We start from the raw sequence: 23,076 nt of genomic DNA, 5'->3' as shown, positions 1-23,076 counted from the left end.
GGAGGGTGCCCCAGCAGGCACCTTTTATTTGAGGCCGAGTAGGAAGTCGAAGTCCTCTTTACTGAGGGCTCCTCCCGCACCGGCAAAGTCCGTGGTGGCTTCGGCTTCCGAGAACAAGCTTTGGAACTTGCGGTTTTTGCGTTCCTTTAGAAGCTCCATTTTTTCTTCCAGTGATTCGTGCATGATGTATCTGAACACCTGCACGGCCTTGCGCTGCCCCAGACGGTGCGCCCGGTCTGTGGCTTGATTTTCCACTGACGGATTCCACCAAGGCTCTAAGTGGAAGACATAGCTGGCTTTGGTCAAATTCAGACCCACACCGCCTGTTTTCAGTGTCATCACGAGAACGGCCCCACCCGGAGTTTCGTTAAAATCCTTTAAAATCTTCTGCCGTTGCTTGGTCGGAATAGCCCCGTGCAAGACAAACACCGGAATGCCCACCGCCCGCAAAAGCTTTTCAGTTCTTTCAAGCGTTTGCAGGAACTGAGTGAAGACCAGCGCACTTTCGCCGGACTCGATAATCTCCTGCAGGGAATCCATAAGGGCCTCTAATTTTGGCGGAGTTTTATCGTACTTCACTTCCGGCAAAGCCCCTGGATCAGAACACGCCTGACGAAGGCGCAACAAGGCTGTGAGCATCTGAAGCTGAGACTGATTTTCGCCCACCTCTTTGATCGAGGATTGAATGCGCTCGTTGTACGCGATCGCAATGTCGCGATAGATTTTTTTCTGTTTTTCTTCAAAGGCAATGCTGACTTTGGTTTCCTGTTTTTCAGGAAGCTGATTCAGAATTTCTTTCTTGGATCGACGAAGGATCAGTGGTTTGGTTTTAAGTTTTAGATCCTCCACGTCCTCTAACAGAACCACATCGGTGTTCACAAACTGACGGCGGAAGTCATCGTACTTCCCAAGACTTCCCGGGACCACCAGATCCAGCAAAGAATAGAACTCGCCATAGTGGTTTTCCAGCGGAGTCCCCGTCAAACACAGCTTAAAGCGTGCATTGAGCATACGCGCAGAGCTGGTGCGCTTGGCAGAGATATTTTTAAGATTCTGAGCTTCATCGAAGATCAGAACATTCCAATTGTACTGACTTAGGAACTCGCCGTTTTCCATCAACAGACCATAGGTCGTCACAACGACCAAGGGCTCTTTGGCTTCCAGGCGTTTTCCAATGCGGTCATGGTCTTTGCTGGTGAAGATTTCAAACGGCAGCCCTGGTGTGAATTTCGCCACTTCACTTTCCCAGTTATAGACCAGGCTTGACGGCACAACGATCAAGACCTGTCCCAGTTGACTCTGCGTTCTTAGATATTCCAAGAAACAAAGCGCTTGCAAGGTCTTCCCCAGACCCATGTCGTCGGCAAGCAAAGCCCCCATGCGAAGGGTGTACAAATCCAAAAGCCACTGGAAGCCTTCGTGTTGATAGGTCTTCAGATCCGCTTTGACCGTGTCAGGCACCTTCACCAGGTCTGTGCGTGATCCCAGGTGATCATAGAAGTTACAAATCTTTTTCCATTCTTCATCGCCACGGAATTTATAACCTGATGCGCGCAAAGCCAAAAGCTCCAAAGCCTGATGCTTGGGCAATTGATAGTACTTGTCAGTCCACGGCTTTTTGCCGGATTCCCGTTTGCCTTTTTGCAGCTTGTTCCAGAATCCTTCCAAGCGACGCAAAGACGGGATCTCAGTCCGAGGAACCAGATAGAATCGGCCGTTATATTCAATAACGCCGCCGCCGCCCAGGCTTTTGAGTTGTTTCGAATCGATCTCCTGCCCTTGCAGGAAGAAGCGCGGATTGAGCTCAAACCAATTCAACATGCCTTCATCAAGCTTGCTGACGATCTGGAAATCCACGACAAATTCGTCTTTGGCCAGTTCTTCCAAACGCTGACCGCGCACATACAGACGAATCCCATGATCCATCAAAGGCTGCAGAAGTCCCAGCGACTGTGTGGGAGTGACATCTTCCTTCCCCCAGCTTGGCATAAAGAAATGTCCTTTTTCCAGCATCGGATCTTCTTCAAGCTTCCCGTCCCAGATTTTAGTTAAAATCCCGGTGCGCGCCCGCTTAAACGCAGATCCTTGCGTGGAAAGCGCCATGTATTTTAGTATCTCATAAACAACGCGGAACTCACGTTCAACAGAGCCAGAGAAAAGGTATTCCCCTTTGGGACTGTAGACGGCTTCCCGTTCAGCCAACAGTTTTAGGATCTTTGCAACGTAGTCCTCAAACACACTCAGAGTGCTTTTGGAACACAACTCATCCAGAGGTTGGGTTTTGTTTAAACTAACACCGTCCCCGGTCACAATCAGCGAGTGGATTTTTGAAGATACCACTTTCAACAGATTCTGCGGACTGCAGGTCGTGCCATCCGTAAGTTGCTTGTCGAAATGAAGGCTTAAGGTTTCAAGAGTCAGATACTGCAAGGCCCCCAGATGCTTTAAAAGCTTCAGGTCCCATTCACGTTTTTTGAAGCTGGTTGAGGCCAGGGTCTTGACTTCACTTTGCAGAAGAAACCCAAGCCCCTCCTGCAGCGTGCGCAGAATCATAACAACAGGCGTGCTAAAGCCATTCTGAGAAACACTTTGAGCTTCAGAAAGATGGAATACTTTTTCAATGGTAAAACCGGCATCATCTTGATGGTGCAAATTTAAAACGCTGCCATTGGCACCCACATCGTGACTGCCACCTTCAACTTTCACTGGAAGGGCACGACTGCGCAGGAACTTCATGAAAGACGCCGTCTCGCTTTTTCCCTCCACATTCAAGTGCGAAAAATGCAATGGCTTTTCCGTACCCAGCTTGCGTGAATAGAACTGCTCGACCGCTTCGAATTCTTTTTTCCAGCCGAAGGCCACCAGATGGCCCAGCCCAAAATCGATGGCAAAGTTATCAAAGAACGCATAACGCTCTTGAGGCTTCTTGGCGCGCAAAACAGCCGAGGTGCGAACTTCTTCTTCCCCGCTGAATTCGACCTGCCACTGAAAGGCGTGTTCAGCTTCAACAGAAATGTTTCTTATCTGCAAAGCCTTCCCCAGGTCTTTCAGATCCTGCACGAAGAACTTTAAATCCCCTTTGTTCACGCGACGGATGATGCGATTTAAAAGCTCTTGCATGACCGCTTCAATATCCAGCAAATCACGACTAAAGAAGCGGTGTGGATCACTGGGAAGCAGAGGCCACAAAACTTCAAAACTTTCTTTGCGCGCAGGGGCTGGCAGCAGGTCTCTGGGCACAATCGCCCGATAGGCGTGGCGCAGGATATCTTTGCTGCTGACAGCCACTCCGTCGCTAAAATTATAACGAAGAATCCCGGCAAGCTGGTGCTGATTCTTACTGTCAGCCCAGTACACGGTTTCTTTTTGTGGATTGCCTCGGAAGGCCTGCGGCAGCCCCCACACAGCTCCGGTTGAACCATCCTCACTGTCAGCTACGTGCGCCAACTCATAAGGCATCGATACTTCCGGCAGGAAGTCCTCTAACGGAAGCGCTTCGTCCAGAGAAAGAGGCTCTGTCACCAGCGACAAGGATTCCAGTTTCAAATCCGACGGGAGACCTTTGGCATCGCCTTCTCCGCGTTCGGCTTTTTTCGTCTCTGTCAGATCCCAGAAGTCTTCACAGAAGTTGCTGACTTGAAAACTATGATTACGCAGGAATCCGCGATCCACAGACAAGGCCCACCAGATCAGAATCAAAGCGGCCCATTCGTGCTGACAGATATCGTCGGCATCCTTGCGGCTTTGTGCGCACTGGGCACAGTGGAACGTCAGCTCTCCACCCTCTCCATCTTCGGTGACGCTGACATAGGACTTTTTAAGCGAACTTTCTTCAGCAAAGACAAAGTGGATCTCCAGACCTCCGTCATCGGCTTTTTGTATGCGATGACTGTCCAGGGCAAAGGACTTCAGAATCTTGAAAGCCTTTTCGGCAACAGGCATCTGTTCAAGGGTCGCAAGATCCTTGGGGCTGACTAAATGAGAAATTTTTTGCAGTGTTAATCCGAAAAAGGCCATCCCTACAACTTAGCAGAAGTCGCAGAAGAATAAAATTCTTTATACCACTGAATGGTTTCTTTTAGAGTGTTTTGCAGGTTTCGCTGTGGTTCCCAGCCTAGATCCTGCTTTGCCAGATGCGAATTTAGCTCACCGTGACGGGACGGTGTGGATTTTATCTCTTCATTCAAAGAAAGTTGTGCCTTCGCACCCCATTCTTCTGCTAAAATGCGCGCCACTTCGCCGACGGCGTGAACTTCCGATGGACCAAAATTATAGCTGGCCGCAAGCTTTGGACCTTTTTCAATCAAACCTTCCGCCAATGCCAAAAGACCCTCGACCTGATCCTGAACGGCGATCCACGGACGCAGGGATTGAGGATTTCTTAGCGTAAAGGCCTCGCCTGCGACAAACGCTTTTACAGCCTGAGGAATCAGGGCCTGCTCAGTGAAATCCCCGCCCCCTATGGCAGATCCCATACGGGCTGTGGCGATGGCGATTTTATGTTTGTTGTATTTTTCCGGCGCAAAAAAAGTCTGACGATAAGACATCGCAATTAATTCGGAACAAAGTTTTGCCGTGGGCAGGATCGCAGATGCCGCAACACGGTCTTCTTCCGTGTAAGCGTCCGGAGAAGTTTTGCGTGCATAGACCTTGTCAGAACTAACAACCACGACAGCACGAACCGAGGCTGTTTCACGCATTAGCTCCATCAGCGTTGCCGCGCCCAGAGCCGCCTTACTGAAGGTTTCCAGGGCCCGGGCTTGCGCTTCCTGCAAAAGACCGGATTCGCCTAAATGAATGACAACATCCGCCTGCGCAAAAGACAGAGCCTCGCGCAGAACGGCTTCATCGCGCAAATCCCCAAAAGTCATGGAGATCTTCTGTCCCAGATTTTCCAGATCAAAAAGATTCGTTTCGGTTGCCGGGGCCTCACCAAAACCAAAAACCTGCGCGTTCTTTGCAAGCAGGGCTTTCACCACCCAAGTCCCTAAAAATCCTGTTGGCTGGGTGACGAAAACGCGTTTATTGCTCCAAAAGCTTTTTGTAGTGGTCATCAGAAACTAGGCGCCGCCTAGAAGGTTTTGCTCAACGCCCTGATTGCGATGGTCCGGGTGAACCCAGTGCGCCAGCACTTTTCCTTCGTAGCTCCAGAAAAAGCCGATGGGATCTGTATCGAAAATAGCGACCTTCAACTGACCTTTACCTTCAGTAGCCTTCATTTTCAGCAGAGTTTGCGCCAGGGATTCCTTATTAATGGCCCCTGAAGATGCCGAAGGAGTGCAAAACTCTTCGTAAAGACGAGCCAGAAGTGAAAGCTCCACTAGGCTAAACATACTATCGCGAACCAGATATTTTTCAGTTTGAAGTGATGACATCCCTAAAGCCTAACGACTCGCCCTACCCAATGCAATCCCAAGAAGGACGCCCCAGACGCAGTGTAGCCAGAAAACTGGACCACCGCACGGAGGGCCACCAACAGGCGCCTGTTATTCGGTGGCGGCGATGAATTTGGGTTTGGGCTTTGAGTGAGTCGCTTCTTCCATGAAATGCGCCATGACTTCAGCGAGCATCAGACTGACGTGGCCCCCAGAGTTTTCTATTTCAGGAATATCGGCAATATAAAAACGATTTTTCGAGCGCACGATATAGGGCACCAGTTCGCGGGTGCGGGAGTTTCTGGACTCTGCCAACGTTACGAACTTTGAAACATCCGCTGGCAGAAGTTCAACTTGTTCATAAACGCGGTTGTCGCGACTTTTTTTGAAGGTCCCACCTTCATAGACGATCTCGTCAAAAAAGCCACGCGCATCGGGCCTTGCCGAGCGAAGGAAGCGCAATCCAAGGTCTGTCTCTAAACGTGGACCCATTTGCCAGATATTGTAACCGAACCAAGCAACGCTCCCCCTGGCATTCATAAAGTCTTCAACGAATACCCGGGGAACGCGATGGTCAAAATGAGTTCCGATATAAATATTTTTATCACAGAGCCCGATCATCCCCCGCCGGTACAGATCAATGGGAGCCTTGTGGATTAGCACCCCTTCATAGGGCGACAACAGACGCTGCAGAGCGACTGCGAACGCGCGGCCGGACTGCACCTGAGCTTCCCCTTCTGGATCAAAAAAAATCTGCAGACAAGAGCCTTGTTGCTTTGGGGTCATTTCTTTAAAGGCCATCGCCCCAAGAACACCCACCGCCGCTAAAGCGAAGAGAATTTTTCTGCCTCGGCTTAACATGATTCACCTGCTTGAAAAGGGATGAAATCACGCTATCCAAGCTTCTTTTAAAACTCGAGTTAAGATCATGTAAGTAAGTTTTCGACAGATAGTTCGACCCCCGCAACGAAATCGCATTGTGAACTGACAAAGACCTCGCTATGCTAATTTTCTATGAACAAGTTTTTGGCTTCAGTCTTGATTCTCAGCGCTCCCCTGTTCGCCAACGCCTTTGAATTGGCTCAGGGCCTGACTCCGCCGGGGCAGCAGCGCACGATCTTCAGTTACAGCGGCACTTTTTATGATAAGGCCGAGTTCCCCCAGGAACGCGCCAACATGTCTTATCAGTCACTTAATTCGGTGGTGCCTGTCTATAAGACGGATTCCGAGTCTTTCAGTGTTTCTTTTTCCGGCGATCAGCTTAAAGTCGATCCTTCGCAGAATGGTTATTCAGAGCTTTACGATATCAAATTCGGGGCAAGCTACACCCAACTGCTCAGCGAGAAACGCATGTGGTCTGTGATGATGAATTATGGTTCTGCCAGCGACAAACCATTCTATGACCCCACCGTTTCAACTCTGGGTCTGACAGCAATGTACTCTTACCCCAGCGACGACAAAAGCAGCTGGCTACTGCTGGCGAACTATTCTAACAACCGTCCGATCCTGAACAACATCCCACTTCCGGGCTTTGCCTGGTTCTATTTCCCCTCCAAGGAATTCCGCCTGGTTCTGGGGGCGCCATTTGCCTCTCTGAACTGGCAGTTCGCCGACAAATGGGGCGTCAACTTCTTCACCCTGGTCCCATGGATTATCAAAGGTTCTGTGTACTATAAATTGAATGACTACGCACAAGCTTATACGGGTTTGGATTTTTCTCAGGTGACCTATCTGCCCTATGGCCGCGAAAACCGCGCCGACAGATTGTTCTATGATGAAAAGAAATTCTTCGTGGGCATCAAATCCCCACTATCAAAATCCATGTTCGCAGATTTAGAGATGGGCCATTCGTTCGACCGTCAATTCTTCCAAGCCGAAAACTACGAGATCAACCCCAAGAACAAGGTCGACATCGGCAACGCCTACTACGCCAAACTAAGCCTTAGATACATCATCTTCTAAAGCGATCAGATGCGCCAACGACGCACTGTAGTCAGAAAAAACAACCAGGCACCTTTTAGGAAAACCGTTCAAAAAGGTGCAGATGCAAGGCGGAGGGGTTCCTCCGAAGCGGAGGCGTGCTTCCTGCACGTCGGAGCGAAAGAGGTCCCCCGACAAGAATAGCAGGAAGCTATTCTTGAGCGCCAGCCCGAAGGGCAAGGGCAGGAGCCCGCAGCACAACGCAGTCAGATGCGCCTTTTTCAACGGTTTTACCCGAAGCGGCCGGTGATGTAGTTTTCGGTTCTTTGGTCTTTCGGGTTGGTGAAGATTTGGTCGCTGGCTCCGAATTCGATCAGATCGCCCAAATACATGAAGGCGGTGAAATCGGACACGCGGGCTGCCTGGTGCAAACTGTGGGTGACAATAGCGATGGTCACGTCTTTGCGCAGTTCCTGAATCAACTCTTCGATGTGACGAGTGGAGATCGGATCTAAGGCTGATGTTGGTTCATCCAAGAGCAGGATCTCGGGCTCTGTCGCCAAGGCGCGCGCGATACACAGGCGCTGCTGTTGACCGCCGGACAAGGCCGTTGCGGAAGAGTGCAAACGGTCTTTGACCTCGTTCCACAGACTGGCTTGCTGCAGGGATTTTTCGACTTGTTCTTCAATGAAACTTTTCTTTTTGACCCCGCGAACAGTCAACCCGTAAGCGACATTGTCGTAAATACTTTTCGGAAACGGATTGGGCTTTTGGAAAACCATCCCGATACGCATGCGCACTTCCATCGGATCGATTTCTTTACCCAGAATGTTTCTTTGATCCGGGTACAGCAGGATCTCACCATTGTACTGAGCATTGGCATACAAATCGTGCATGCGATTGAAACAACGAAGCAGCGTAGTCTTCCCGCAGCCTGATGGACCGATCAATGCCGTCACGCGGTTTTCATAGATTGGCAACGTGATGCCATTAAGCACCTTTTTATCGCCGTAAGAAAAAATCAAATTCTTTACTTCAGCCCGCAAATTCATCTGCTGCATAAATTACCACTTCATCTTTTTACGGAAACGGGAGCGCAGATAGATCGCCCCACCGTTCATAATCAAAGTCATCACAAGCAAAACCACCCCTGTGGCCGCCGCGTTCACATGGAACTCGGGCTGCGGGCGTGACAACCAGTTAAACATCTGAATCGGCATCACGGTGAATGGATCCATGAGCCACTTAAAGTTCACATAGGGGAACTGCCCGTCAATCGGAGGCGTTGGCAAAAACGCAATAAACGTCAGTGCCCCAATGGTGATCAAGGGTGCCGTTTCCCCGATCGCACGCGAAAGGGAAATAATCACACCGGTCAAAATCCCGCCGGAAGAATATGGCAGAATATGATAGCGCACCGTCTGCCACTTGCTGGCCCCCATGGCGTAACTGGCTTCGCGAATGGTGTTGGGGATCGCGCGAATCGCTTCCCGCGTGGTCACAATGATAATAGGTAAAACCAAAAGCCCCAGAGTCAAGCCAGCGGTCAGAATGCTCTGACCCAGCTTTAGCTTATACACAAACAAGCCCAACGCCATCAGACCGTAGGTGATCGATGGGATTCCGGCCAGGTTGATGATATTGAGCTCAATGATTTGAGACACCCAGTTTTTCTTAGAGTACTCTTCCAGATAAACCCCGGCAGCCACCCCCAGCGGGATGGCACAAAACGCGGTGGTGATCATGATACAGAAAGACCCCACCCAGGCTGACAAGATCCCCGCTTTTTCAGCAAAGCGTGAGGGGAAGTTTACAAAAAACTCGGCATTAATGCGTGGAACACCGGTGATCGCCAGATCGACGATTAAAGCCAGCAACGTCACCAAAGCAAAAAGCAGCGCCAAAAGCCCCATCATAGCAAACACAAAGTCCCACAACTGACGGCGCTTGATATTGGCTAAAAGATCCTGACGGGATTCCACTATTCTTTCTCCTGGAACTTTTTGCGCAGCCAAAGGCCAACGATATTAAAGCACAAAGTCAGCACCAAAAGGCTTAACCCTGCCACATAGATGGATTGGTAACCAATGGAACCGTGAGGCAAGTCCCCCAGACTGACTTGAACGATAAAGGCGGTGATCGTCGCCGCAGGCTCTGTCGGGTTCAGGGTCAGATTCGGCTGCATACCCGCGGCAATGGCAACAACCATCGTTTCACCCAAAGCGCGCGAGATCCCCAAAACATAGGCCGACGTGATTCCCGAAAAGGCCGCCGGGATCACCACCCGGAAGGCTGTCTGCATACGAGACGCCCCCACGGCAAAAGAGGCCTCACGCAAATGATTCGGCACTGAGCGCATGGCATCTTCGCTGAGACTGCTGACGTAAGGCACGATCATCACTCCGATGACGATCCCGGCACTGAGCACGTTAAAGCCACTTAAAGTCGGAATGATTTTTTGCAAAAGAGGTGTCACAAACAGCAATGCGAAATAGCCGTAGACCACTGTCGGCACGGCCGCTAAAAGCTCTAACATAGGCTTTAGAACTTCACGCCAGCTGGGGCGAACGTATTCACTTAAAAAAGCTGCCGCGACTGTCCCCAGGGGAATCGCCACGGTCAGCGCAATCACCGTGGAAAGCAAAGTTCCACTCAGCAAAGGCAAAATACCGTATCGGGCGTTTTCAAAAAGTGGTGTCCACTGCGTGTCAGTCAGGAATTCTTTTAAAGTCACATGCTCGAAGAACGGCAGACTTTCCACCACCAGAATCCCCACGATTCCGACGGTCACCAAAACCGAAGAGGCCGCCGCCAGAAACAAAACTGTTTCAATCGCACGTTCCCTAAGACGACGCATCCGCCGAACCGGATGGTCAGCGGATGTGAATTCAGAAAGTTTTCTAAGTTGGCTTTTACCCACGATGGTTAAACTACAACGAACCTTCGCGCTTCATCAACTCTTCAATTTTAAGACCCACTTCAGAGTGCCCCCCGAAGACAGTTCCCACCTTGTTCTTTTTCACGTGCTCTTTCACGCTTTCATAGGCTTTTGCAGGAAGCGGAACATATTTAACCTGGGGCACGATCTCAAAGGAGTTGTTCAGATAGAAGTTAACGAATTCCTTGATCTCAGGCTTTGCCATGGATTTTTCACTGACATAGATAAAGATCGGACGAGACAGTGGGAAGTAGGTGCCATTTTCAACGGTTTCACGACCTGGAAGCACCGCTTCGTTTTTCTTAGGAGCCTTATCGCCCCCCACAATAGCAACGACCTTCAGCTTCGAGCGGTTTTCTTCGTAATAAGCCAAAGGAACATAGCCAAGTGCATAAAGATCGTTGGAAACCCCGGTCACCAGGGTGTTGTCATCTTCGCTGGCCGTATAGTCACCACGAGAGGACTTGGACTTCCCGACGATCGCTTCTGTGAAGTAGTCAAAAGTTCCAGAGTCTGAACCGGCGCCGTAAAGTTTAAGGTTTTGTTTCGGCCACGCTGGGTTGACGTCACTCCATTTGGTGATCTTTCCTTGGGCCGCGGGCTCCCACATCTTTTTCAACTCAGCCACGGTCATGGACTTGATCCAGGTGTTTTTAGGATTCACCACCACCGCTGTTGCATCGTAAGCAATCGGAAGTTCTAGGAACTTGATACCAGCCTTGCGGCAGGCTTCCATTTCGGAGGTTTGAATAGGACGGGAGGCATCTTGAATGTCGATCTCGCCACGGCAGAATTTTTTGAAACCACCACCCGTTCCGGAGATCCCCACGGTCACACGCACTTTCCCACGCTGAGCTGTTTGAAACTCTTCAGCCATTGCTTCTGTGATTGGGAACACCGTTGAAGAACCGTCGATCTTAATAACAGGAACCTGGGCAGAAGCCACGGACGCACCGATAACAAAGAACAAAGACGCAACCAAGTTGGTAAACATAGAAATCTCCTATGGATTTATAGGCCAAAGTCTAGCACCGTGTCGGAAGACTGTAATGTTAAGGTTTTATTATGATTTTAGCCGTTTCGCGTTACAAGAATCTTGGATTAGACTGAAACCTATTTATGAAAATAGCCGACCTTTTGAACGATAAGAACACCCTCCTTGAAAAGATCAATCAAACGATCCCCAACAGCGTTTACATATTCGATCTGAACGAGGTCAATATGGTGTGGTTCAATGACCGGGTGAAGGACCTCTATGGCTACACCCTGGCAGAGATCCGGGCTCAGGGCACAGAATACTACGCCCGGTCTATGCACCCGGATGATGTCCCGGTCCTGAATGCCGCCATCGAAAGATCCCGAACTCTGAAGGAGGGCGAGGTCATTTCCATCGAATATCGCTTCAAGGACAGCCAGGGCCAATACCACTGGATCAACGATCGCATCACCCCCTTTTCACGCGATGAGCGGGGCCAGGTCAACAGCGTGCTGGGGATCGCCACGGATGTGAACGATCGCAAAACGTACGAAGAGAACTTGAAAAAGACCATCGAAAAACTGAACCTGTCCCTGTCTGCCGCCAATATGGGAACCTGGGAATGGGACATTGAACAAAACCGCCTGCATTGGGACAGTAAAATGTATTCCATGCACGATGTTCCTGAAAATTCTGAATTAGATCCCATGACCGAGGTTTGGAAGCGCGGATTCCGTGAAGACATGGAAAACGTCAACCGCAAGGTTCACGAGGCTGTCACCAATCACCAGGACTTCTATGTCACCTATCGAGTGACCTATGAAAACAAAGAGGTCCACCATATCAAATGCTATGGCAAGTTTATGACCTCCTCGGGAACTCCGCGCATGTACGGAGTGGCCTGGGATTCCACTGAGGAAATTCAAACTGAAATGCAGATGGCGGAAGCCAAAGCCAAGATGATTTCCTCGACGAAAATGGCTGCCCTGGGTGAAATGTCCGGAGGTATTGCCCACGAGATCAACAATCCGCTGACGGTGATTCAGGCCCGCGCCTTCCAGCTTCAGCAAATGGTCGACTCTGGGAAGATGGACCCGGTCAAAATCAAACAGGCCTCAGAAAGTATCAGTCGCACCGCTGACAAGATCGCCCGCATCATCAAGTCCCTGCGTTCGTTTGCGCGCGAAGGGACTTATGATCCCTTCGAAGTGGTGCCGGTCAAACAGATCATCGATGAGACTTTGGAATTCTGCCGCACACGTTTTTACAACCATGGTGTGGAAGTCGAGGTGCTTCCCATCGACCCTGATCTGGAAGTGGAATGCCGTCTGATTCAAATCGAACAGGTCTTACTGAACCTTTTGAATAATTCCTTTGATGCCATTGCCAATCTAAAAGACAAGTGGATCCGAATTCAGGTGGAGGAAACCGAGGATCATGTTGAAATCCTAGTGATTGATTCCGGCAACGGCATCCCCGACATCATCGCAGACCAAATCATGCTGCCTTTTTTCACCACGAAAGAAGTTGGCAAAGGGACAGGTCTGGGGTTGAGCATATCTGCGGGAATTATAAAAAGTCACAACGGCGACCTGCACCTGCAGCCCGATACTCCGAACACGACTTTTGTGATTAAACTGCCACGCTGGCAGGAAGAAGACTCGCTCGACTACTGACAGCGAGAACACACACCGAAGAAATCAAGCCGGTGCGCCACTTGTTTGTAGCCCATGGCCTCAACCATCTTGATGTGTTGATCCAGATCGCAGATGTGAAGTGGTTCAACCCGCTGACACTGGCGGCAGATGACGTGGTGGTGGTGGTGACCTGATTCCAAGGTCAGCTCAAAGCGCGCCACCCCATCGCCGAATTCCAGGCGCGACACCAAATTGGCCTCTTCAAATTTTTTCAGAATGCGATAGATCGTCACCAGATCCATACCGTCGGACTTGTCGTCGATTCTTTTGAAGATCTCATCGGCCGAAATCGGTTCAGGATGATGAAGCAGGATTTTCAGCAGCTGACTGCGCTGCTGGGTGAGCTTCATCCCCGCCTTACGAACCCGCTCATTGAGCGAGTCGATATCGATGTTCTTTCTTTCGTGGCCGCACTTCGTCATAACTCAAGGAAATACACCACTTTGCCCCTAAAATCCACAGATTTAGCGGCGACGGTCCTCCAGTGCATTTAAACCGTAATAGGTGTAACTGAGGGCTGAAATGATAGGCACAAAGAAGAAGGCCAGCGGGATATATGAGAGCAGTCCTAACAAAAGCCCCATGCCGTAAAGTCCGGCAGATTCCTCATTTTCAATACGTCTGCGCTCTTCTTTCGAAGCGTAGTCCTGGAGCACATCGTACAGAAATACTTTTTTATTAAGCCACGCGGTCAGAAGCACAGGCACCAGAATCTGGCATCCGGGCACAAACCACAACGGCAGCGTAATCACAAAGCCCACTGCAAATATCGCCGTCGCCTTCAGCGTGTTCCAAACACTGCCCACGACACTGCCACCCCGGCGCTTTTCGAGGTGTTTGTATTCACCATCGCCCACCCACTTCAACACAACAGGCATCACAAAAATTGAAACTATCAACACACTTAAAACATAGGCCAGCGGCAAAAAGACCAAAATCAGAAAAAGAACCGCCATCCAAAATGCCAGCTCGGTAAAACCGGTCACACTTTGAATCCATTGAAAGCCCCACAGATGCGAAATCAGATGCGCCAACCCTTCGGTCCACGTCGACCAAAATACCAAAAACAGGATCAACAGCCCCAGTACCGTCACCACCGGAGGCCCCATGATCAGTAAAAACATGCGAATTTTCAAAAGTGCCTCAAAGGACTGACGAAGAGCGCGAAAAATGTTGTTCATATTCAGATTTTTTCCCTTTCCGTCGTGTGTGGCAAGTGCTTCAATAGAGCCACTATGCAGAAAATCATTCATCTCTTCCGTCACGGGCTGACCGACTGGAATCATCAGCGCCGCTTGCAAGGACACACTGACATCCCCCTGAACTCCGAAGGCCAGAATCAAGCTCTGGCTCTGCAGGACTTTTTTCATCAGAACCCTGTGGATTTTTTCGTCAGTAGTGATCTGAGCCGCGCCCGCCAGACAGCCGAGATTGCCAACACACAGCTGGCGCACCCGCTGCTTATTTCGCCTCATTTCCGCGAAGTCTTTCTGGGGGACATTGAAGGCTGGACGCGTGAAGAGGTGGCCGAAAAGTTCGGAGCTCCCGCCTGGGAAAACTGGCTGGCCATTCAGAATCATGATGGCGATTTTCGTTTCCCGGGCGCCGAATCATCCAATCAAGCCATTCAACGCTTTGCTGCCGGCCTGACTGAACTGTGCAAACAAAAGGACTTCAAGGCCGCTGGTCTATGCACTCACGGCCTGATCATGCGTCGGTTCCTTCATTCGTTGCGACCGGATTTGATCGAGGCCCTGCCCACTCCGAACTGCGTGGTTTACACAGTGAAGTGGGACCCCTCGGCAGAAAAGTTTATTTTCTAATGCAAATCATAGCGAGTCAGATCCAGATAACCGAAGTTGACTGGATCTGTCTGGCGCATGTAGCGACCTAGATCATCATAGACGCGCCAGAATTTATCATTGCCCCGACGAACACCATAACGTCGCACCAACCCCTGATAATCCTTTGCATTCCTGATATTTCGGGTCTGCAGCACAAAAGCCGGAAGTTCGTTTTCCTTCACCTCAAAGATCATATTAGGATAAGAACCCCAGAATCCTTCACGGATGGTCAGGGTGTCATTCTCAGGATCCATGCGCAAAGATTCACCCAGAATCCACGAGATATTTTCGTGCTCTTTATTGTGAATGATTGAAAACACTTTCTGATTGTCTCCGACCCCGTTGACTTTTAAGAGAGCCAGATCCGGGAAGTATCGGGCAAACGGGCTTTCCTTGTGCGCCTTCACGGCCGCGATCTTTCGCAGCTCTACATCAATACCTTCCACCTTCCACAAAGGTTTCATGCTGTCGGGAACTTCCAGACTTTTCCAGTTCACAAAATCAAAAGGCCCACGAACTTTTTCGTTCATGTGGAAGAACAAAACTTTTTCCACAAACTGTTTCTTGGTTTGATTGTCCTCGTTAAATTTGACCCCGGTCGGTTCGGCGGAACCCACCGTCGGGAAGATGTAAGACATTTTCACCTGGGCCAGCAATCCACGATACCATGCCCTGCGATAAGAAAGACGTTCCTCCGCAGGCAGGAAGGCCAGGAACAGTTCTTCTGCTTCCATGCGAATCATGTCCATGTAAACACGGGTCAACAGTTGGTGGCTGATATTTCCGAACACGTCAAAATTGACAACCAGATTATACACCAAGCGTTCCATCAGTGGATAATCCATGACGAACACTGTTTTTGACAAATCCCCCACGGCCCCGGTTTTCACCACCGCATTGTCGTCGTGCCGGAAAATCGTCAAAGCTGCGTTCGGATTGACACCATCCCCGTTCCAGATATCTTTCAGCGAATAACCATCAGGACGAAGTTTTTGCACCTCGGCCGTGCGAAGCTTGCGATAGGCTTCCCGGTGATCCACCAGTGTCTTGTAAAACACTGCTGTTTCCTTCACGTCCACATCGCTGCCCCAGACTCCGGGAAGCATCAAAAGCTTTGCGGCTTTGTCTTCGTAGTCCTTGGAAAGAACCATGTTATCAGAGTTCGGATCCAGGAAGAAGGCATAGAACTGCTCTTGAATCGAGTTCACGGCCATACTGCCATTGCAGACCGGGCCCTTGATAAAGGTGCTAACATGATACTGAGAATCGTCCAGCAGGAACTGATAGCGGGCTTTAACCGGAATATCCTTAAAGGCGATAAACGGATTTTCAGCAACTCCGGGTTCATAACTTGGCAACGTCGTCACAGACCATTTTTCCTTCAGGAAAAGCTCTTTGAAGCGTGCCATCTTCTTGGCGCTCAATTCATAGGGAATGTGGGTTTTCATAACCAGACTGCCGGGGAACTTACGCAGGCAGTACCAGAACTTACCGTCCCCTGGCGCATCATTAGGTCGGCGTGTGGCGATTTCATCAATACCCTTGGAACAACGAGTGCGAGAACGAACCAGTCGGAAGAATTCATCGCTCTTTTCCGGGAAATAGAGATGCGCCAGGAACAGATGTTCATACAGATAGCGGCTGACCAGACGCTGACGGTCGTTTTCTTCATTTAAGAAGGATTCCCAGTCCGCAACCACCCTTCGAAGCTGGGGCGAAGGCTTTTCCTGCTGTTCCAGGCTGTTCTTATCCGGGCCTGGAGTCCCATGTTCAACCCACGTTTTCAAAGTCTTCAGCTCTTCATGACTTAATGCCGGTAAGCCATAGGGCATTCCAAGTTCTGGGGTGTTTTTGGCAATGGCCGGGAAGTCATTCATGGATTGAGCGCAAACCTGAGACTCCGCGACCTGCTTTTTAATTGCTTTTCCCGGAGCCGCATTCCGCAACTGAATCATTTGGAAAAACAGATTCTGTTCAGGGTCTTTGCTGGTGCTGACGTCATAAAAGCCGCGTTCTTTCCACTGGCTACCATGGGCATCAATCCAAAGACGTGAGGGGGCGACACTTTTAAGTCGTGTACCATCATAGACATTGAGTTTATTGGCCCCTCGCTGGAAGCCCTCATAATTTTGCAGGTTTAATTGGCAGGGAGCATTAAAACAGCTATGACAAGCCAGACAGCGATTGTCAAAAATCGGCTGGATTTTGCGGCTATAAAAGTCCTCTGTTATAACCTGAGACGATTCCGCCCCCGCAGTGAGTGAAATCACTGAAATAAAACAAAAGACAACGACTTTAATAAATTGCATATTTCGGGACTCCCTGTGTATTCTGCAACTATAAGGCCCTTTCTGGGCCAAAGGAAAGACAAAGTAGAGGTCGTTTATGCAAAAAATTCCGTTCCAAGTCGTGCAAAATTCCATCGATAAAATCTGCAGCATCACGGAAGAAAGTGACCTCGAAAAAGCATCTGAGCATTTGTTTGAAGTGCAGCCCGACCTTGGGGGCTTCTTTATGGAGTTCATTGAGGATATGAGCGAAGGCGCCCAGGACCTGGGCTTCATGATGGCTCTGATCCTGAATCGCTCCTTTGAAGAACAGTACCAGTCTCTTCGCGCCATGACCGAAGACGAAGTGGTTCAAAAGTTCGAGAAAAACGAAGCTGAGTTTGAAAAGTATCTGCAGATCAACGATGACATGATCGCAGACCTTCAGGAAAAAGCAGCCGCCGGTGGTCAACCGGAGATCTTGAACTACATCATTGAAGAGCTGTTCATGTCCCCGGAGTTGGAGCCATCACTGGACGCCAACGAACAGGTTCACTTGTTCATCATCTGTAAGTTCTTCGTGGATTGCCTGAACGATCTGGCAACCGAAAGCACGCCGGAAATGATCCGCCACTAAAAGAGAAGAAGGCGTCTCAACAGAGACGCCTTCTTTGTTTAGAATCTTGCAGACACCTGCGAGCTCTTCACCGGAACCGTCATCCCCATCATGCCACGACAGTGCTCCGCGCACTTGACACAAATATCAGCACACTTCGCCACGATGTGATCTTCGGGGAACTTCCCACACTCGAGAGCGGCTCTCGTACAAGCCTCGTAACAGAGCTCAGCCCCCTGACTTGCAAAGTCGACCTCTGCAATCTGCATACGTGCGTGTAAATCACACGTATCGGCGCAAAGCTGTAAAAGCAGCGCCAGGTCGGTCTGGGCAAACTTTATCCCCTGCTCCTGCACATGATTTAAGGTTTCTAGGCAACAGCGATACGTGGTGAAACAAAAATTAATGCTTTTTGCCGTATCACTGTCTTGCAACGGATTCATTTTCATGGCCCCCCCCTATGATCGTGGTGATTTTTTCTGTGACGAATTTTTCTGTGGCTCGCGACTCTCAGATTCTTCTTCGCGGTGATCCGAAGAGTGATCCATCTGTTTATTTCGACTGCGTTGATGCTGAGCCTTTAAATCACCATCAAAGCGTTTGCTTGTCTGACTGAAACCTTTGTTTTTATGATGACCAGACATTTCCAGCCTCCTTTGTTCAAAAGCTCCTCAACAGGATATCAAAGCTTCTTAGCCTAGGCTCTGCACAACAGGAAAATCCACTTTAGTTGTGACAAAAATCAACTGTTCGAAAATAAGCTCATGTGGCCTGACAACACCGTCTCGTAAAGATTTTCCAGACAAAATCAGACATGTCCCTGTTCCCGCCGGACAGCCCCCCCTGTTGTCCGGGATTCTTACGTGGACAAACATTATTCGTTGAAAATTTTCCGGCGGTGACACATTCAAAGATCATCCAACAAACCATAAAAGGAGAAAACCATATGAAAAATGTATTTGCTTTGATCAGCCTGATGTTCTTGTCTAGTGCCTCTTTCGCGCACACCGCAGAGACTTCCTGGGAAGTTTTAATGCAGGATAGAACACTCAAAATCGACGCACCCGTTGTCTTTATGGGTCACGCCGTTGATTACACCTTCGTATGCATCGACGGGAATATGCTTAGAACCAAGAAGCCGGTTGCTCAAAGAGAAACCATCTACATTGGCAAGAACCGCTCTAAAGAAGTTATTACTGGTTATAAATACCTTTACACACCGATCAACTACACTCGCACCGTTTCTGAGTGCACTTACATCGGCAAAAACCGCGAAGTCTGCAAGGATAAAGTTGTTTCCGGCACTTACCCGACAACTGTGAATGTGAAGGTTTCCAAACTGGTCAGCCCTCGCAATGACACTTACAAGTTCCTGTTCAACAAGTCTTTGACGGTTTCTTCTTGCTTCTAAAAACTTTGAAAACCCCGGGGCTTGCACCGCAGGCCTCGGGTATTTTCTACCTTACAGTCCTGAAACTTGCCAATGCGGCGCGGGCGTCATACCTCGTCTGAAATACCAAAACAAAGGCATATCATGTCAGCTGCGTCCACACTTCAAGATCAGGTCAGTCAGGATATTGGATTGTTCCTTCGGCGCCACAAAGACCCGCGCAAAGGTTTGTCCTTGCTCGCAGCCAGATCCCAGATCCACACCAAGACCCTCAGACGGCTGATAGACAAAGAACACAATCCTGGCTATCAAACGCTTTACAAGCTTTACTCTTGCCTGATTGGGACTCCGGATTTTGATCAAATTCTGCGGACGGCCCCCAAACTGGTTCAGGAAAAGTTAAAACGCACAGATCCGCAAATCAAGTCTTCGCCACTTTTTAGGTACACGCTCAGCACAGAGCAAGAATTACTGAAAGACCCCTGTTTTTCAGAACTCTATGTTCTGGCTGAAACCCGCCCCTTTGATCACGGCTATGTGCGCAGCCGCTTTGGCGAGTACGGCATGCAGGTTCTTCACAAAATGCTTCAGATGAATGTTGTAAGGCTTTTGGAGAACGGCCGCTATGGCCTGGGAGTGAATCGATCCACCTTTTCTGCCCAGACGATAAAAACTGTGGGTCTGCGCCTGACGGAACGCTATAGCAAACCCGCGCGCACCGACGAAAACTATGCCAATTATATGAATCTTTTCTTTGAGTCGATTTCAGAAAGTACTTATTGCAGATGGCTTGAGATCGACAGCCAGGCGTTCAAAGAAAAAATCCGTCTGCTGGAAGATCCTGCCTCGCGCGGACCGATCCCCGCATTTATGTTTAATATTATCGACACCCTTCAGGAGTCCTGAAAAATGAAACTGGTTGTTTGCGGCCTTGTTCTTTTAATAACCCTTTCGTCCCTGCCTTCCTTCGCTCGAGGAGGCGGCAGCGCCGGTGGCAATGGGGATTCTTCCCCACGCAATGGCAGCACTAAATAGGCACTGTCAACTTTATAGGCAGCCAAGACCCCACGAAAACGATTGCAAGGGTTTTGGCCGTGGCACATTTCTTCCTATACCGACTTCAGAAACCCTGCTGGTAACTCTGGAGACCTGATGAAGCTACGCCACTGTATTCTAAGTCTGTTGACCCTGACCTCTCTTTCAGCACAAGCCCAGGACACGTCCTCCTGCCTTCTGCCAGCGTCAGGGCCCGTACAAAAATTGATCTTTGTGGCAAACCCCACACCCGCAGCCTGCCAGTTGGCGCAGGACCTTGCCGACACCCTTACCAGCGTCAGTCGTACGTTTCAGATGTCCCCGAAAGTCACCTTGGTCATTGGCGAGCAGGCTGGCAACGCCAGTTTCGATAATGGTCATATCATTCGAATCCCCCAAAGATTGCTCTTTGCTGATTCCTTGGGAAATCAGTATCAAGCCAACACGGACCAGCTAAAGGCCGTCGTGGTCCACGAATATGGCCACGCCATTTTAAAGGAAATCTGGGCCCAGGACTTCCACGAAGAGTTCGGGGAACTTTTCGCCAACCTAGAGGAAATTTCTGAACTTGCTGAAACCAATCTAGAACTGAAAATTTCATCCCGCGCTGTTCGTCAGATGTCATCCCAACTCGCAAACTCGGATGCCTATGGACTGTACTTTAGAACTCTGCCGGCTTATTCAGAGCTCTATGCCGACGCTTTGGCTGTTCTGTTCTTTAACGATCCTTCGGCAATGTACAAGGCCCTGTATTATCCCCAGATCCCCCCAGCAAAGAGGTCTTCGTCGGCCCACGGGACTTTGCAAAAGACCATTCCGCTGACGATCTGCATGCACATCCCGACGAGCATACGAAACTTTCATTGGTGCGCTCTGTTATCGGAAAACACATGAGCGCGGACATAGAGCAAAAAAGACTTCTTCTCAAACGACTGGAACGAGCCATCACCCTTTCAATCCGTGAGGAACTGTATTCAGAAACGCCCCCTTCCCTCGAGGAAGCAAACAGACGTTTACTGGGGCACTTTTTAAAATAAAAAGCTAACGAACACAGCGTAAAAAAGAACTTAAAAGTTGATCCTTCTTGCGGGCCTCGCTAGCATAAAAGTGTCTTTTTCCCAAAGACCGTCTGCGCGTGGCTCAGCTTGGTAGAGCACTTGCTTGGGGTGCAAGAGGTCGCTGGTTCAAATCCAGTCGCGCAGACCACTCTCCCCTCTTTGATCTCCCCATTTTTAACGACAACGCTTTGAAAGTTTCGAGGCCACGGCCTTTGAAAAGTCCACGCTTTCATCATCAATTGTCCGCTGTAAACAGATTCCAAAATTTGCAACATTGTCAATGTGCGGTTTTAACTCTGTCAGAAATCAGAATTTTCAATGAAAAGAGCTGATTTCTTATGTCGGTTGCCAATTACAGTTTTGTATTTAGACCACTCCATCGGCTTCTCTGTAGCTTTCTCGAGTGTTGACACGCAATCACGCATGTCACCTGAACAAACAACAACCCGATGAAGGAGTTCTTATGAAAAATCTTTTTGTTTCCCTGGCAACACTTTTGGTTTCCGCCAGTGCCTTTGCTGTTCACGCCAACAGCTCCTGGTCACAAATTTTTGCCGATCGTGACGCCGTCGTGACCCACGGCTATCGCCTGCCGGGTATCAAACTGGACAATGCCTGCATGACCGAAACCGAAGTCCGTGCGATTCAACCTACCAGAGAATGCGCCGACCTTGTCCCCCGAACCATTCGTGGCCCTGGCGGCGATGGCCCGGGTGACATCACCGAGTGGGTTTGTGCCCGCTATGAAACAAAAATCGTTTCTGTGCCCCGCACTTACGAAGAGCCGGTGTGCCTGGAACTCAGAGGCCGTGGCGACGAGTCCCACGAATGTGTTAAGTTCGGTACTCGTGACGTGACAGTGCCTCAAACTATCGACACTCAAGTGTTTGTAACACGCGGTGAATCCGATCAGTCCTTCTGGAAGAGATTCACCTTCCCAACTTGCCCTGAAGTGTACCCTCACTAAACCTCAAAGAGCCCTGTAACCGTCACGGGGCTCTTATAAAAGGATGCAGGCAGTTTGTTTCTGAAACAAAAAAGGCCTCTTACGAGGCCTTTTTCTTATTTTATCTATTTAAACAGCTGACGAAGTTTGCGGATGTCCAGGATCAACTCTTCCACTGTTTCGTTGATCCCCTCAAGCTTATGATACACTTGAGTCATGTCTTTTTCTTTCTTCACGTGAGCTTTCAATTCTTTCATCGCATTTCTTGCGCCTTCAATCGAGAAACGATCGCGGTGCAAAAGCTTACGAATCAACAGCGCGTTTTCCACGTCTTTACGAGTGTACATACGCTGATTATTGGAGGCTTTCTTAGGACGAAGAACTTCAAACTCGGTTTCCCAATAGCGCAAAACATACTGTTTGATGCCCAGGATTTCAGCCACGTCGCCGATTTTGAATCCCATTTTGTCCGGGATGGAATTGATTTCCTCCAGCAGCTTTTCATCACACAACATGGCCGGAATCGAAATCGGCGCTGACGCTGTCAAAGGGACGGATTCTTTTTCCGCCTCTTCGATAAAGTCTATGTGATGATCCCCAAGAGAAAGCTCGGAGCTTTCCATCTCGAGGTCCGAAGGATTACTCATGGTCGTCGTAGTCATCATCATCGTCCTCATCTTTTAAGTGAGCGTACTCTTCACCGTTCAGCATCGCCTTCAAAACTTGAGACGGACGGAAGGTAAGAACACGGCGTGCAGAGATCTTGATTTGCTCCCCAGTCTGAGGGTTGCGCCCAATACGCTCGTTTTTGCCGCGAACAACGAAGTTACCAAAACCAGAAATCTTAACTTTTTCACCCTCTTGCAGAACAGTCTTCAAGGTATTGAAAACAAGTTCCACAAGTTCAGAAGCTTCTTTCTTGGAAAAACCAATCTTCTGATAAACGTTCTCGACGATATCGGCCTTAGTCACAGTTGATTTACCTAAGTTTTGGCCTGCCATAGTGTCATTCAC

General features: G+C 49.5%; 24 protein-coding genes and 1 tRNA gene. 10 read left to right on the top strand and 15 right to left on the bottom strand.

Annotated elements, in window-relative coordinates:
- Positions 1-24: 24 nt before the first annotated feature.
- The 4 genes from ACZ5ZZ_RS07105 to ACZ5ZZ_RS07090 all read right to left on the bottom strand — a co-directional run bounded on the left by ACZ5ZZ_RS07105 (position 25) and on the right by ACZ5ZZ_RS07090 (position 6,236).
- On the bottom strand, positions 25-4,017 hold the full coding sequence (locus tag ACZ5ZZ_RS07105) for a DEAD/DEAH box helicase (protein ID WP_464141943.1): 3,993 nt from the start codon (positions 4,015-4,017) through the stop codon (positions 25-27).
- A 2-nt stretch (positions 4,018-4,019) separates the two neighbouring features.
- Positions 4,020-5,054, bottom strand: a complete 1,035-nt coding sequence (locus ACZ5ZZ_RS07100; protein ID WP_464141940.1) for an NAD-dependent epimerase/dehydratase family protein — start codon at positions 5,052-5,054, stop codon at positions 4,020-4,022.
- A gap of 6 nt (positions 5,055-5,060) precedes the next feature.
- Positions 5,061-5,375 (bottom strand): hypothetical protein, encoded by a 315-nt coding sequence (locus tag ACZ5ZZ_RS07095; protein ID WP_464120785.1) that lies wholly within the window; start codon positions 5,373-5,375, stop codon positions 5,061-5,063.
- 111 nt (positions 5,376-5,486) lie between these two features.
- Positions 5,487-6,236, bottom strand: coding sequence for a hypothetical protein (locus ACZ5ZZ_RS07090; RefSeq protein WP_464141937.1), 750 nt, complete (start codon positions 6,234-6,236; stop codon positions 5,487-5,489).
- A gap of 153 nt (positions 6,237-6,389) precedes the next feature.
- Between ACZ5ZZ_RS07090 and ACZ5ZZ_RS07085 the strand changes: the two genes are divergently transcribed.
- On the top strand, positions 6,390-7,337 hold the full coding sequence (locus tag ACZ5ZZ_RS07085; protein ID WP_464141934.1) for a hypothetical protein: 948 nt from the start codon (positions 6,390-6,392) through the stop codon (positions 7,335-7,337).
- Positions 7,338-7,585: 248 nt separating this feature from the next.
- Here the strand turns inward: ACZ5ZZ_RS07085 and pstB are convergent, their stop codons facing one another.
- The 4 genes from pstB to ACZ5ZZ_RS07065 all read right to left on the bottom strand — a co-directional run bounded on the left by pstB (position 7,586) and on the right by ACZ5ZZ_RS07065 (position 11,227).
- Positions 7,586-8,356 carry a phosphate ABC transporter ATP-binding protein PstB gene (pstB, locus tag ACZ5ZZ_RS07080; protein WP_464120781.1) on the bottom strand — a complete coding sequence of 257 codons (771 nt, stop codon included), beginning with the start codon at positions 8,354-8,356 and terminating at the stop codon, positions 7,586-7,588.
- 3 nt (positions 8,357-8,359) lie between these two features.
- Positions 8,360-9,277, bottom strand: a complete 918-nt coding sequence (gene pstA / locus ACZ5ZZ_RS07075) for a phosphate ABC transporter permease PstA (RefSeq protein ID WP_464134686.1) — start codon at positions 9,275-9,277, stop codon at positions 8,360-8,362.
- Positions 9,277-10,152, bottom strand: a complete 876-nt coding sequence (gene pstC, locus ACZ5ZZ_RS07070; protein WP_464142373.1) for a phosphate ABC transporter permease subunit PstC — start codon at positions 10,150-10,152, stop codon at positions 9,277-9,279. Before pstC ends, pstA begins: the two co-directional genes overlap by 1 nt.
- 73 nt (positions 10,153-10,225) lie before the next feature.
- Positions 10,226-11,227 carry a PstS family phosphate ABC transporter substrate-binding protein gene (locus ACZ5ZZ_RS07065; RefSeq protein WP_464120778.1) on the bottom strand — a complete coding sequence of 334 codons (1,002 nt, stop codon included), beginning with the start codon at positions 11,225-11,227 and terminating at the stop codon, positions 10,226-10,228.
- Positions 11,228-11,352: 125 nt separating this feature from the next.
- Between ACZ5ZZ_RS07065 and ACZ5ZZ_RS07060 the strand changes: the two genes are divergently transcribed.
- A complete protein-coding gene (locus ACZ5ZZ_RS07060; RefSeq protein WP_464141931.1) occupies positions 11,353-12,885 on the top strand; it encodes a sensor histidine kinase in 1,533 nt (510 codons plus the stop codon).
- Here the strand turns inward: ACZ5ZZ_RS07060 and ACZ5ZZ_RS07055 are convergent.
- Both ACZ5ZZ_RS07055 and ACZ5ZZ_RS07050 read right to left on the bottom strand, forming a co-directional pair.
- Complete coding sequence (locus ACZ5ZZ_RS07055) at positions 12,879-13,328, bottom strand: Fur family transcriptional regulator (protein ID WP_464141928.1); 450 nt, start codon at positions 13,326-13,328, stop codon at positions 12,879-12,881. The two genes, ACZ5ZZ_RS07060 and ACZ5ZZ_RS07055, sit on opposite strands and share 7 nt — an antisense overlap.
- A 42-nt stretch (positions 13,329-13,370) precedes the next feature.
- Positions 13,371-14,087: an EI24 domain-containing protein gene (locus ACZ5ZZ_RS07050; RefSeq protein WP_464141925.1), complete on the bottom strand. Its 717-nt coding sequence runs from the start codon at positions 14,085-14,087 to the stop codon at positions 13,371-13,373.
- Between the two features lie 54 nt (positions 14,088-14,141).
- On the opposite strand from ACZ5ZZ_RS07050, the gene ACZ5ZZ_RS07045 reads away from it, so the two are divergent.
- Positions 14,142-14,729 carry a histidine phosphatase family protein gene (locus ACZ5ZZ_RS07045; protein ID WP_464141922.1) on the top strand — a complete coding sequence of 196 codons (588 nt, stop codon included), beginning with the start codon at positions 14,142-14,144 and terminating at the stop codon, positions 14,727-14,729.
- Here ACZ5ZZ_RS07045 and ACZ5ZZ_RS07040 read toward each other — a convergent pair.
- Positions 14,726-17,059 carry a fatty acid cis/trans isomerase gene (locus tag ACZ5ZZ_RS07040; RefSeq protein ID WP_464141919.1) on the bottom strand — a complete coding sequence of 778 codons (2,334 nt, stop codon included), beginning with the start codon at positions 17,057-17,059 and terminating at the stop codon, positions 14,726-14,728. The two genes, ACZ5ZZ_RS07045 and ACZ5ZZ_RS07040, sit on opposite strands and share 4 nt — an antisense overlap.
- A gap of 76 nt (positions 17,060-17,135) precedes the next feature.
- On the opposite strand from ACZ5ZZ_RS07040, the gene ACZ5ZZ_RS07035 reads away from it, so the two are divergent.
- The gene (locus ACZ5ZZ_RS07035) at positions 17,136-17,654 is read left to right on the top strand and encodes a hypothetical protein (protein ID WP_464141916.1); all 519 of its coding nucleotides are present in this window, start codon (positions 17,136-17,138) and stop codon (positions 17,652-17,654) included.
- A gap of 38 nt (positions 17,655-17,692) precedes the next feature.
- Here the strand turns inward: ACZ5ZZ_RS07035 and ACZ5ZZ_RS07030 are convergent, their stop codons facing one another.
- Entirely contained in the window at positions 17,693-18,082 is a 390-nt protein-coding gene (locus ACZ5ZZ_RS07030; protein ID WP_464141914.1) for a four-helix bundle copper-binding protein, read from the bottom strand.
- 9 nt (positions 18,083-18,091) lie between these two features.
- Positions 18,092-18,277, bottom strand: coding sequence for a hypothetical protein (locus ACZ5ZZ_RS07025; protein ID WP_464141911.1), 186 nt, complete (start codon positions 18,275-18,277; stop codon positions 18,092-18,094).
- A 302-nt stretch (positions 18,278-18,579) separates the two neighbouring features.
- Here ACZ5ZZ_RS07025 and ACZ5ZZ_RS07020 point away from each other — a divergent pair, with 302 nt between their 5' ends.
- The 6 genes from ACZ5ZZ_RS07020 (at position 18,580) to ACZ5ZZ_RS06995 (ending at position 22,083) form a co-directional block, all read left to right on the top strand.
- The gene (locus ACZ5ZZ_RS07020) at positions 18,580-19,044 is read left to right on the top strand and encodes a hypothetical protein (protein WP_464141908.1); all 465 of its coding nucleotides are present in this window, start codon (positions 18,580-18,582) and stop codon (positions 19,042-19,044) included.
- Positions 19,045-19,167: 123 nt separating this feature from the next.
- Entirely contained in the window at positions 19,168-19,929 is a 762-nt protein-coding gene (locus ACZ5ZZ_RS07015; RefSeq protein ID WP_464134672.1) for a hypothetical protein, read from the top strand.
- 3 nt (positions 19,930-19,932) lie between these two features.
- The gene (locus tag ACZ5ZZ_RS07010) at positions 19,933-20,058 is read left to right on the top strand and encodes a hypothetical protein (RefSeq protein ID WP_464134671.1); all 126 of its coding nucleotides are present in this window, start codon (positions 19,933-19,935) and stop codon (positions 20,056-20,058) included.
- 117 nt (positions 20,059-20,175) lie between these two features.
- On the top strand, positions 20,176-20,952 hold the full coding sequence (locus ACZ5ZZ_RS07005; protein WP_464141904.1) for a M48 family metalloprotease: 777 nt from the start codon (positions 20,176-20,178) through the stop codon (positions 20,950-20,952).
- Positions 20,953-21,187: 235 nt separating this feature from the next.
- A tRNA-Pro gene (locus ACZ5ZZ_RS07000) sits at positions 21,188-21,264 on the top strand.
- Between the two features lie 315 nt (positions 21,265-21,579).
- The gene (locus ACZ5ZZ_RS06995; RefSeq protein ID WP_464141901.1) at positions 21,580-22,083 is read left to right on the top strand and encodes a hypothetical protein; all 504 of its coding nucleotides are present in this window, start codon (positions 21,580-21,582) and stop codon (positions 22,081-22,083) included.
- Positions 22,084-22,187: 104 nt separating this feature from the next.
- Here ACZ5ZZ_RS06995 and ACZ5ZZ_RS06990 read toward each other — a convergent pair whose 3' ends face one another.
- Both ACZ5ZZ_RS06990 and ACZ5ZZ_RS06985 read right to left on the bottom strand, forming a co-directional pair.
- Positions 22,188-22,730 (bottom strand): MerR family transcriptional regulator, encoded by a 543-nt coding sequence (locus ACZ5ZZ_RS06990; RefSeq protein WP_464134664.1) that lies wholly within the window; start codon positions 22,728-22,730, stop codon positions 22,188-22,190.
- Positions 22,702-23,034 (bottom strand): integration host factor subunit alpha, encoded by a 333-nt coding sequence (locus ACZ5ZZ_RS06985; RefSeq protein WP_347359097.1) that lies wholly within the window; start codon positions 23,032-23,034, stop codon positions 22,702-22,704. The genes ACZ5ZZ_RS06990 and ACZ5ZZ_RS06985 overlap by 29 nt, the downstream gene beginning before the upstream one ends.
- Between the last annotated feature and the right edge of the window lie 42 nt (positions 23,035-23,076).

It is taken from the genome of Bdellovibrio sp. HM001, from assembly GCF_055397275.1.
The sequence above is the reverse complement of the archived record's forward strand: the minus strand, read 5'-3'. Positions and strand labels throughout refer to the sequence as shown.

Coding starts and splice junctions, on each gene's coding strand:
- ACZ5ZZ_RS07105 (WP_464141943.1), bottom strand. CDS start 4,017: ATGGCCTTTTTCGGATTAACACTGCAAAAAATTTCTCATTTAGTCAGC.
- ACZ5ZZ_RS07100 (WP_464141940.1), bottom strand. CDS start 5,054: ATGACCACTACAAAAAGCTTTTGGAGCAATAAACGCGTTTTCGTCACC.
- ACZ5ZZ_RS07095 (WP_464120785.1), bottom strand. CDS start 5,375: ATGTCATCACTTCAAACTGAAAAATATCTGGTTCGCGATAGTATGTTT.
- ACZ5ZZ_RS07090 (WP_464141937.1), bottom strand. CDS start 6,236: ATGTTAAGCCGAGGCAGAAAAATTCTCTTCGCTTTAGCGGCGGTGGGT.
- ACZ5ZZ_RS07085 (WP_464141934.1), top strand. CDS start 6,390: ATGAACAAGTTTTTGGCTTCAGTCTTGATTCTCAGCGCTCCCCTGTTC.
- pstB (WP_464120781.1), bottom strand. CDS start 8,356: ATGCAGCAGATGAATTTGCGGGCTGAAGTAAAGAATTTGATTTTTTCT.
- pstC (WP_464142373.1), bottom strand. CDS start 10,152: ATGCGTCGTCTTAGGGAACGTGCGATTGAAACAGTTTTGTTTCTGGCG.
- ACZ5ZZ_RS07065 (WP_464120778.1), bottom strand. CDS start 11,227: ATGTTTACCAACTTGGTTGCGTCTTTGTTCTTTGTTATCGGTGCGTCC.
- ACZ5ZZ_RS07060 (WP_464141931.1), top strand. CDS start 11,353: ATGAAAATAGCCGACCTTTTGAACGATAAGAACACCCTCCTTGAAAAG.
- ACZ5ZZ_RS07055 (WP_464141928.1), bottom strand. CDS start 13,328: ATGACGAAGTGCGGCCACGAAAGAAAGAACATCGATATCGACTCGCTC.
- ACZ5ZZ_RS07050 (WP_464141925.1), bottom strand. CDS start 14,087: ATGAACAACATTTTTCGCGCTCTTCGTCAGTCCTTTGAGGCACTTTTG.
- ACZ5ZZ_RS07045 (WP_464141922.1), top strand. CDS start 14,142: ATGCAGAAAATCATTCATCTCTTCCGTCACGGGCTGACCGACTGGAAT.
- ACZ5ZZ_RS07040 (WP_464141919.1), bottom strand. CDS start 17,059: ATGCAATTTATTAAAGTCGTTGTCTTTTGTTTTATTTCAGTGATTTCA.
- ACZ5ZZ_RS07035 (WP_464141916.1), top strand. CDS start 17,136: ATGCAAAAAATTCCGTTCCAAGTCGTGCAAAATTCCATCGATAAAATC.
- ACZ5ZZ_RS07030 (WP_464141914.1), bottom strand. CDS start 18,082: ATGAAAATGAATCCGTTGCAAGACAGTGATACGGCAAAAAGCATTAAT.
- ACZ5ZZ_RS07025 (WP_464141911.1), bottom strand. CDS start 18,277: ATGTCTGGTCATCATAAAAACAAAGGTTTCAGTCAGACAAGCAAACGC.
- ACZ5ZZ_RS07020 (WP_464141908.1), top strand. CDS start 18,580: ATGAAAAATGTATTTGCTTTGATCAGCCTGATGTTCTTGTCTAGTGCC.
- ACZ5ZZ_RS07015 (WP_464134672.1), top strand. CDS start 19,168: ATGTCAGCTGCGTCCACACTTCAAGATCAGGTCAGTCAGGATATTGGA.
- ACZ5ZZ_RS07010 (WP_464134671.1), top strand. CDS start 19,933: ATGAAACTGGTTGTTTGCGGCCTTGTTCTTTTAATAACCCTTTCGTCC.
- ACZ5ZZ_RS07005 (WP_464141904.1), top strand. CDS start 20,176: ATGAAGCTACGCCACTGTATTCTAAGTCTGTTGACCCTGACCTCTCTT.
- ACZ5ZZ_RS06995 (WP_464141901.1), top strand. CDS start 21,580: ATGAAAAATCTTTTTGTTTCCCTGGCAACACTTTTGGTTTCCGCCAGT.
- ACZ5ZZ_RS06990 (WP_464134664.1), bottom strand. CDS start 22,730: ATGATGATGACTACGACGACCATGAGTAATCCTTCGGACCTCGAGATG.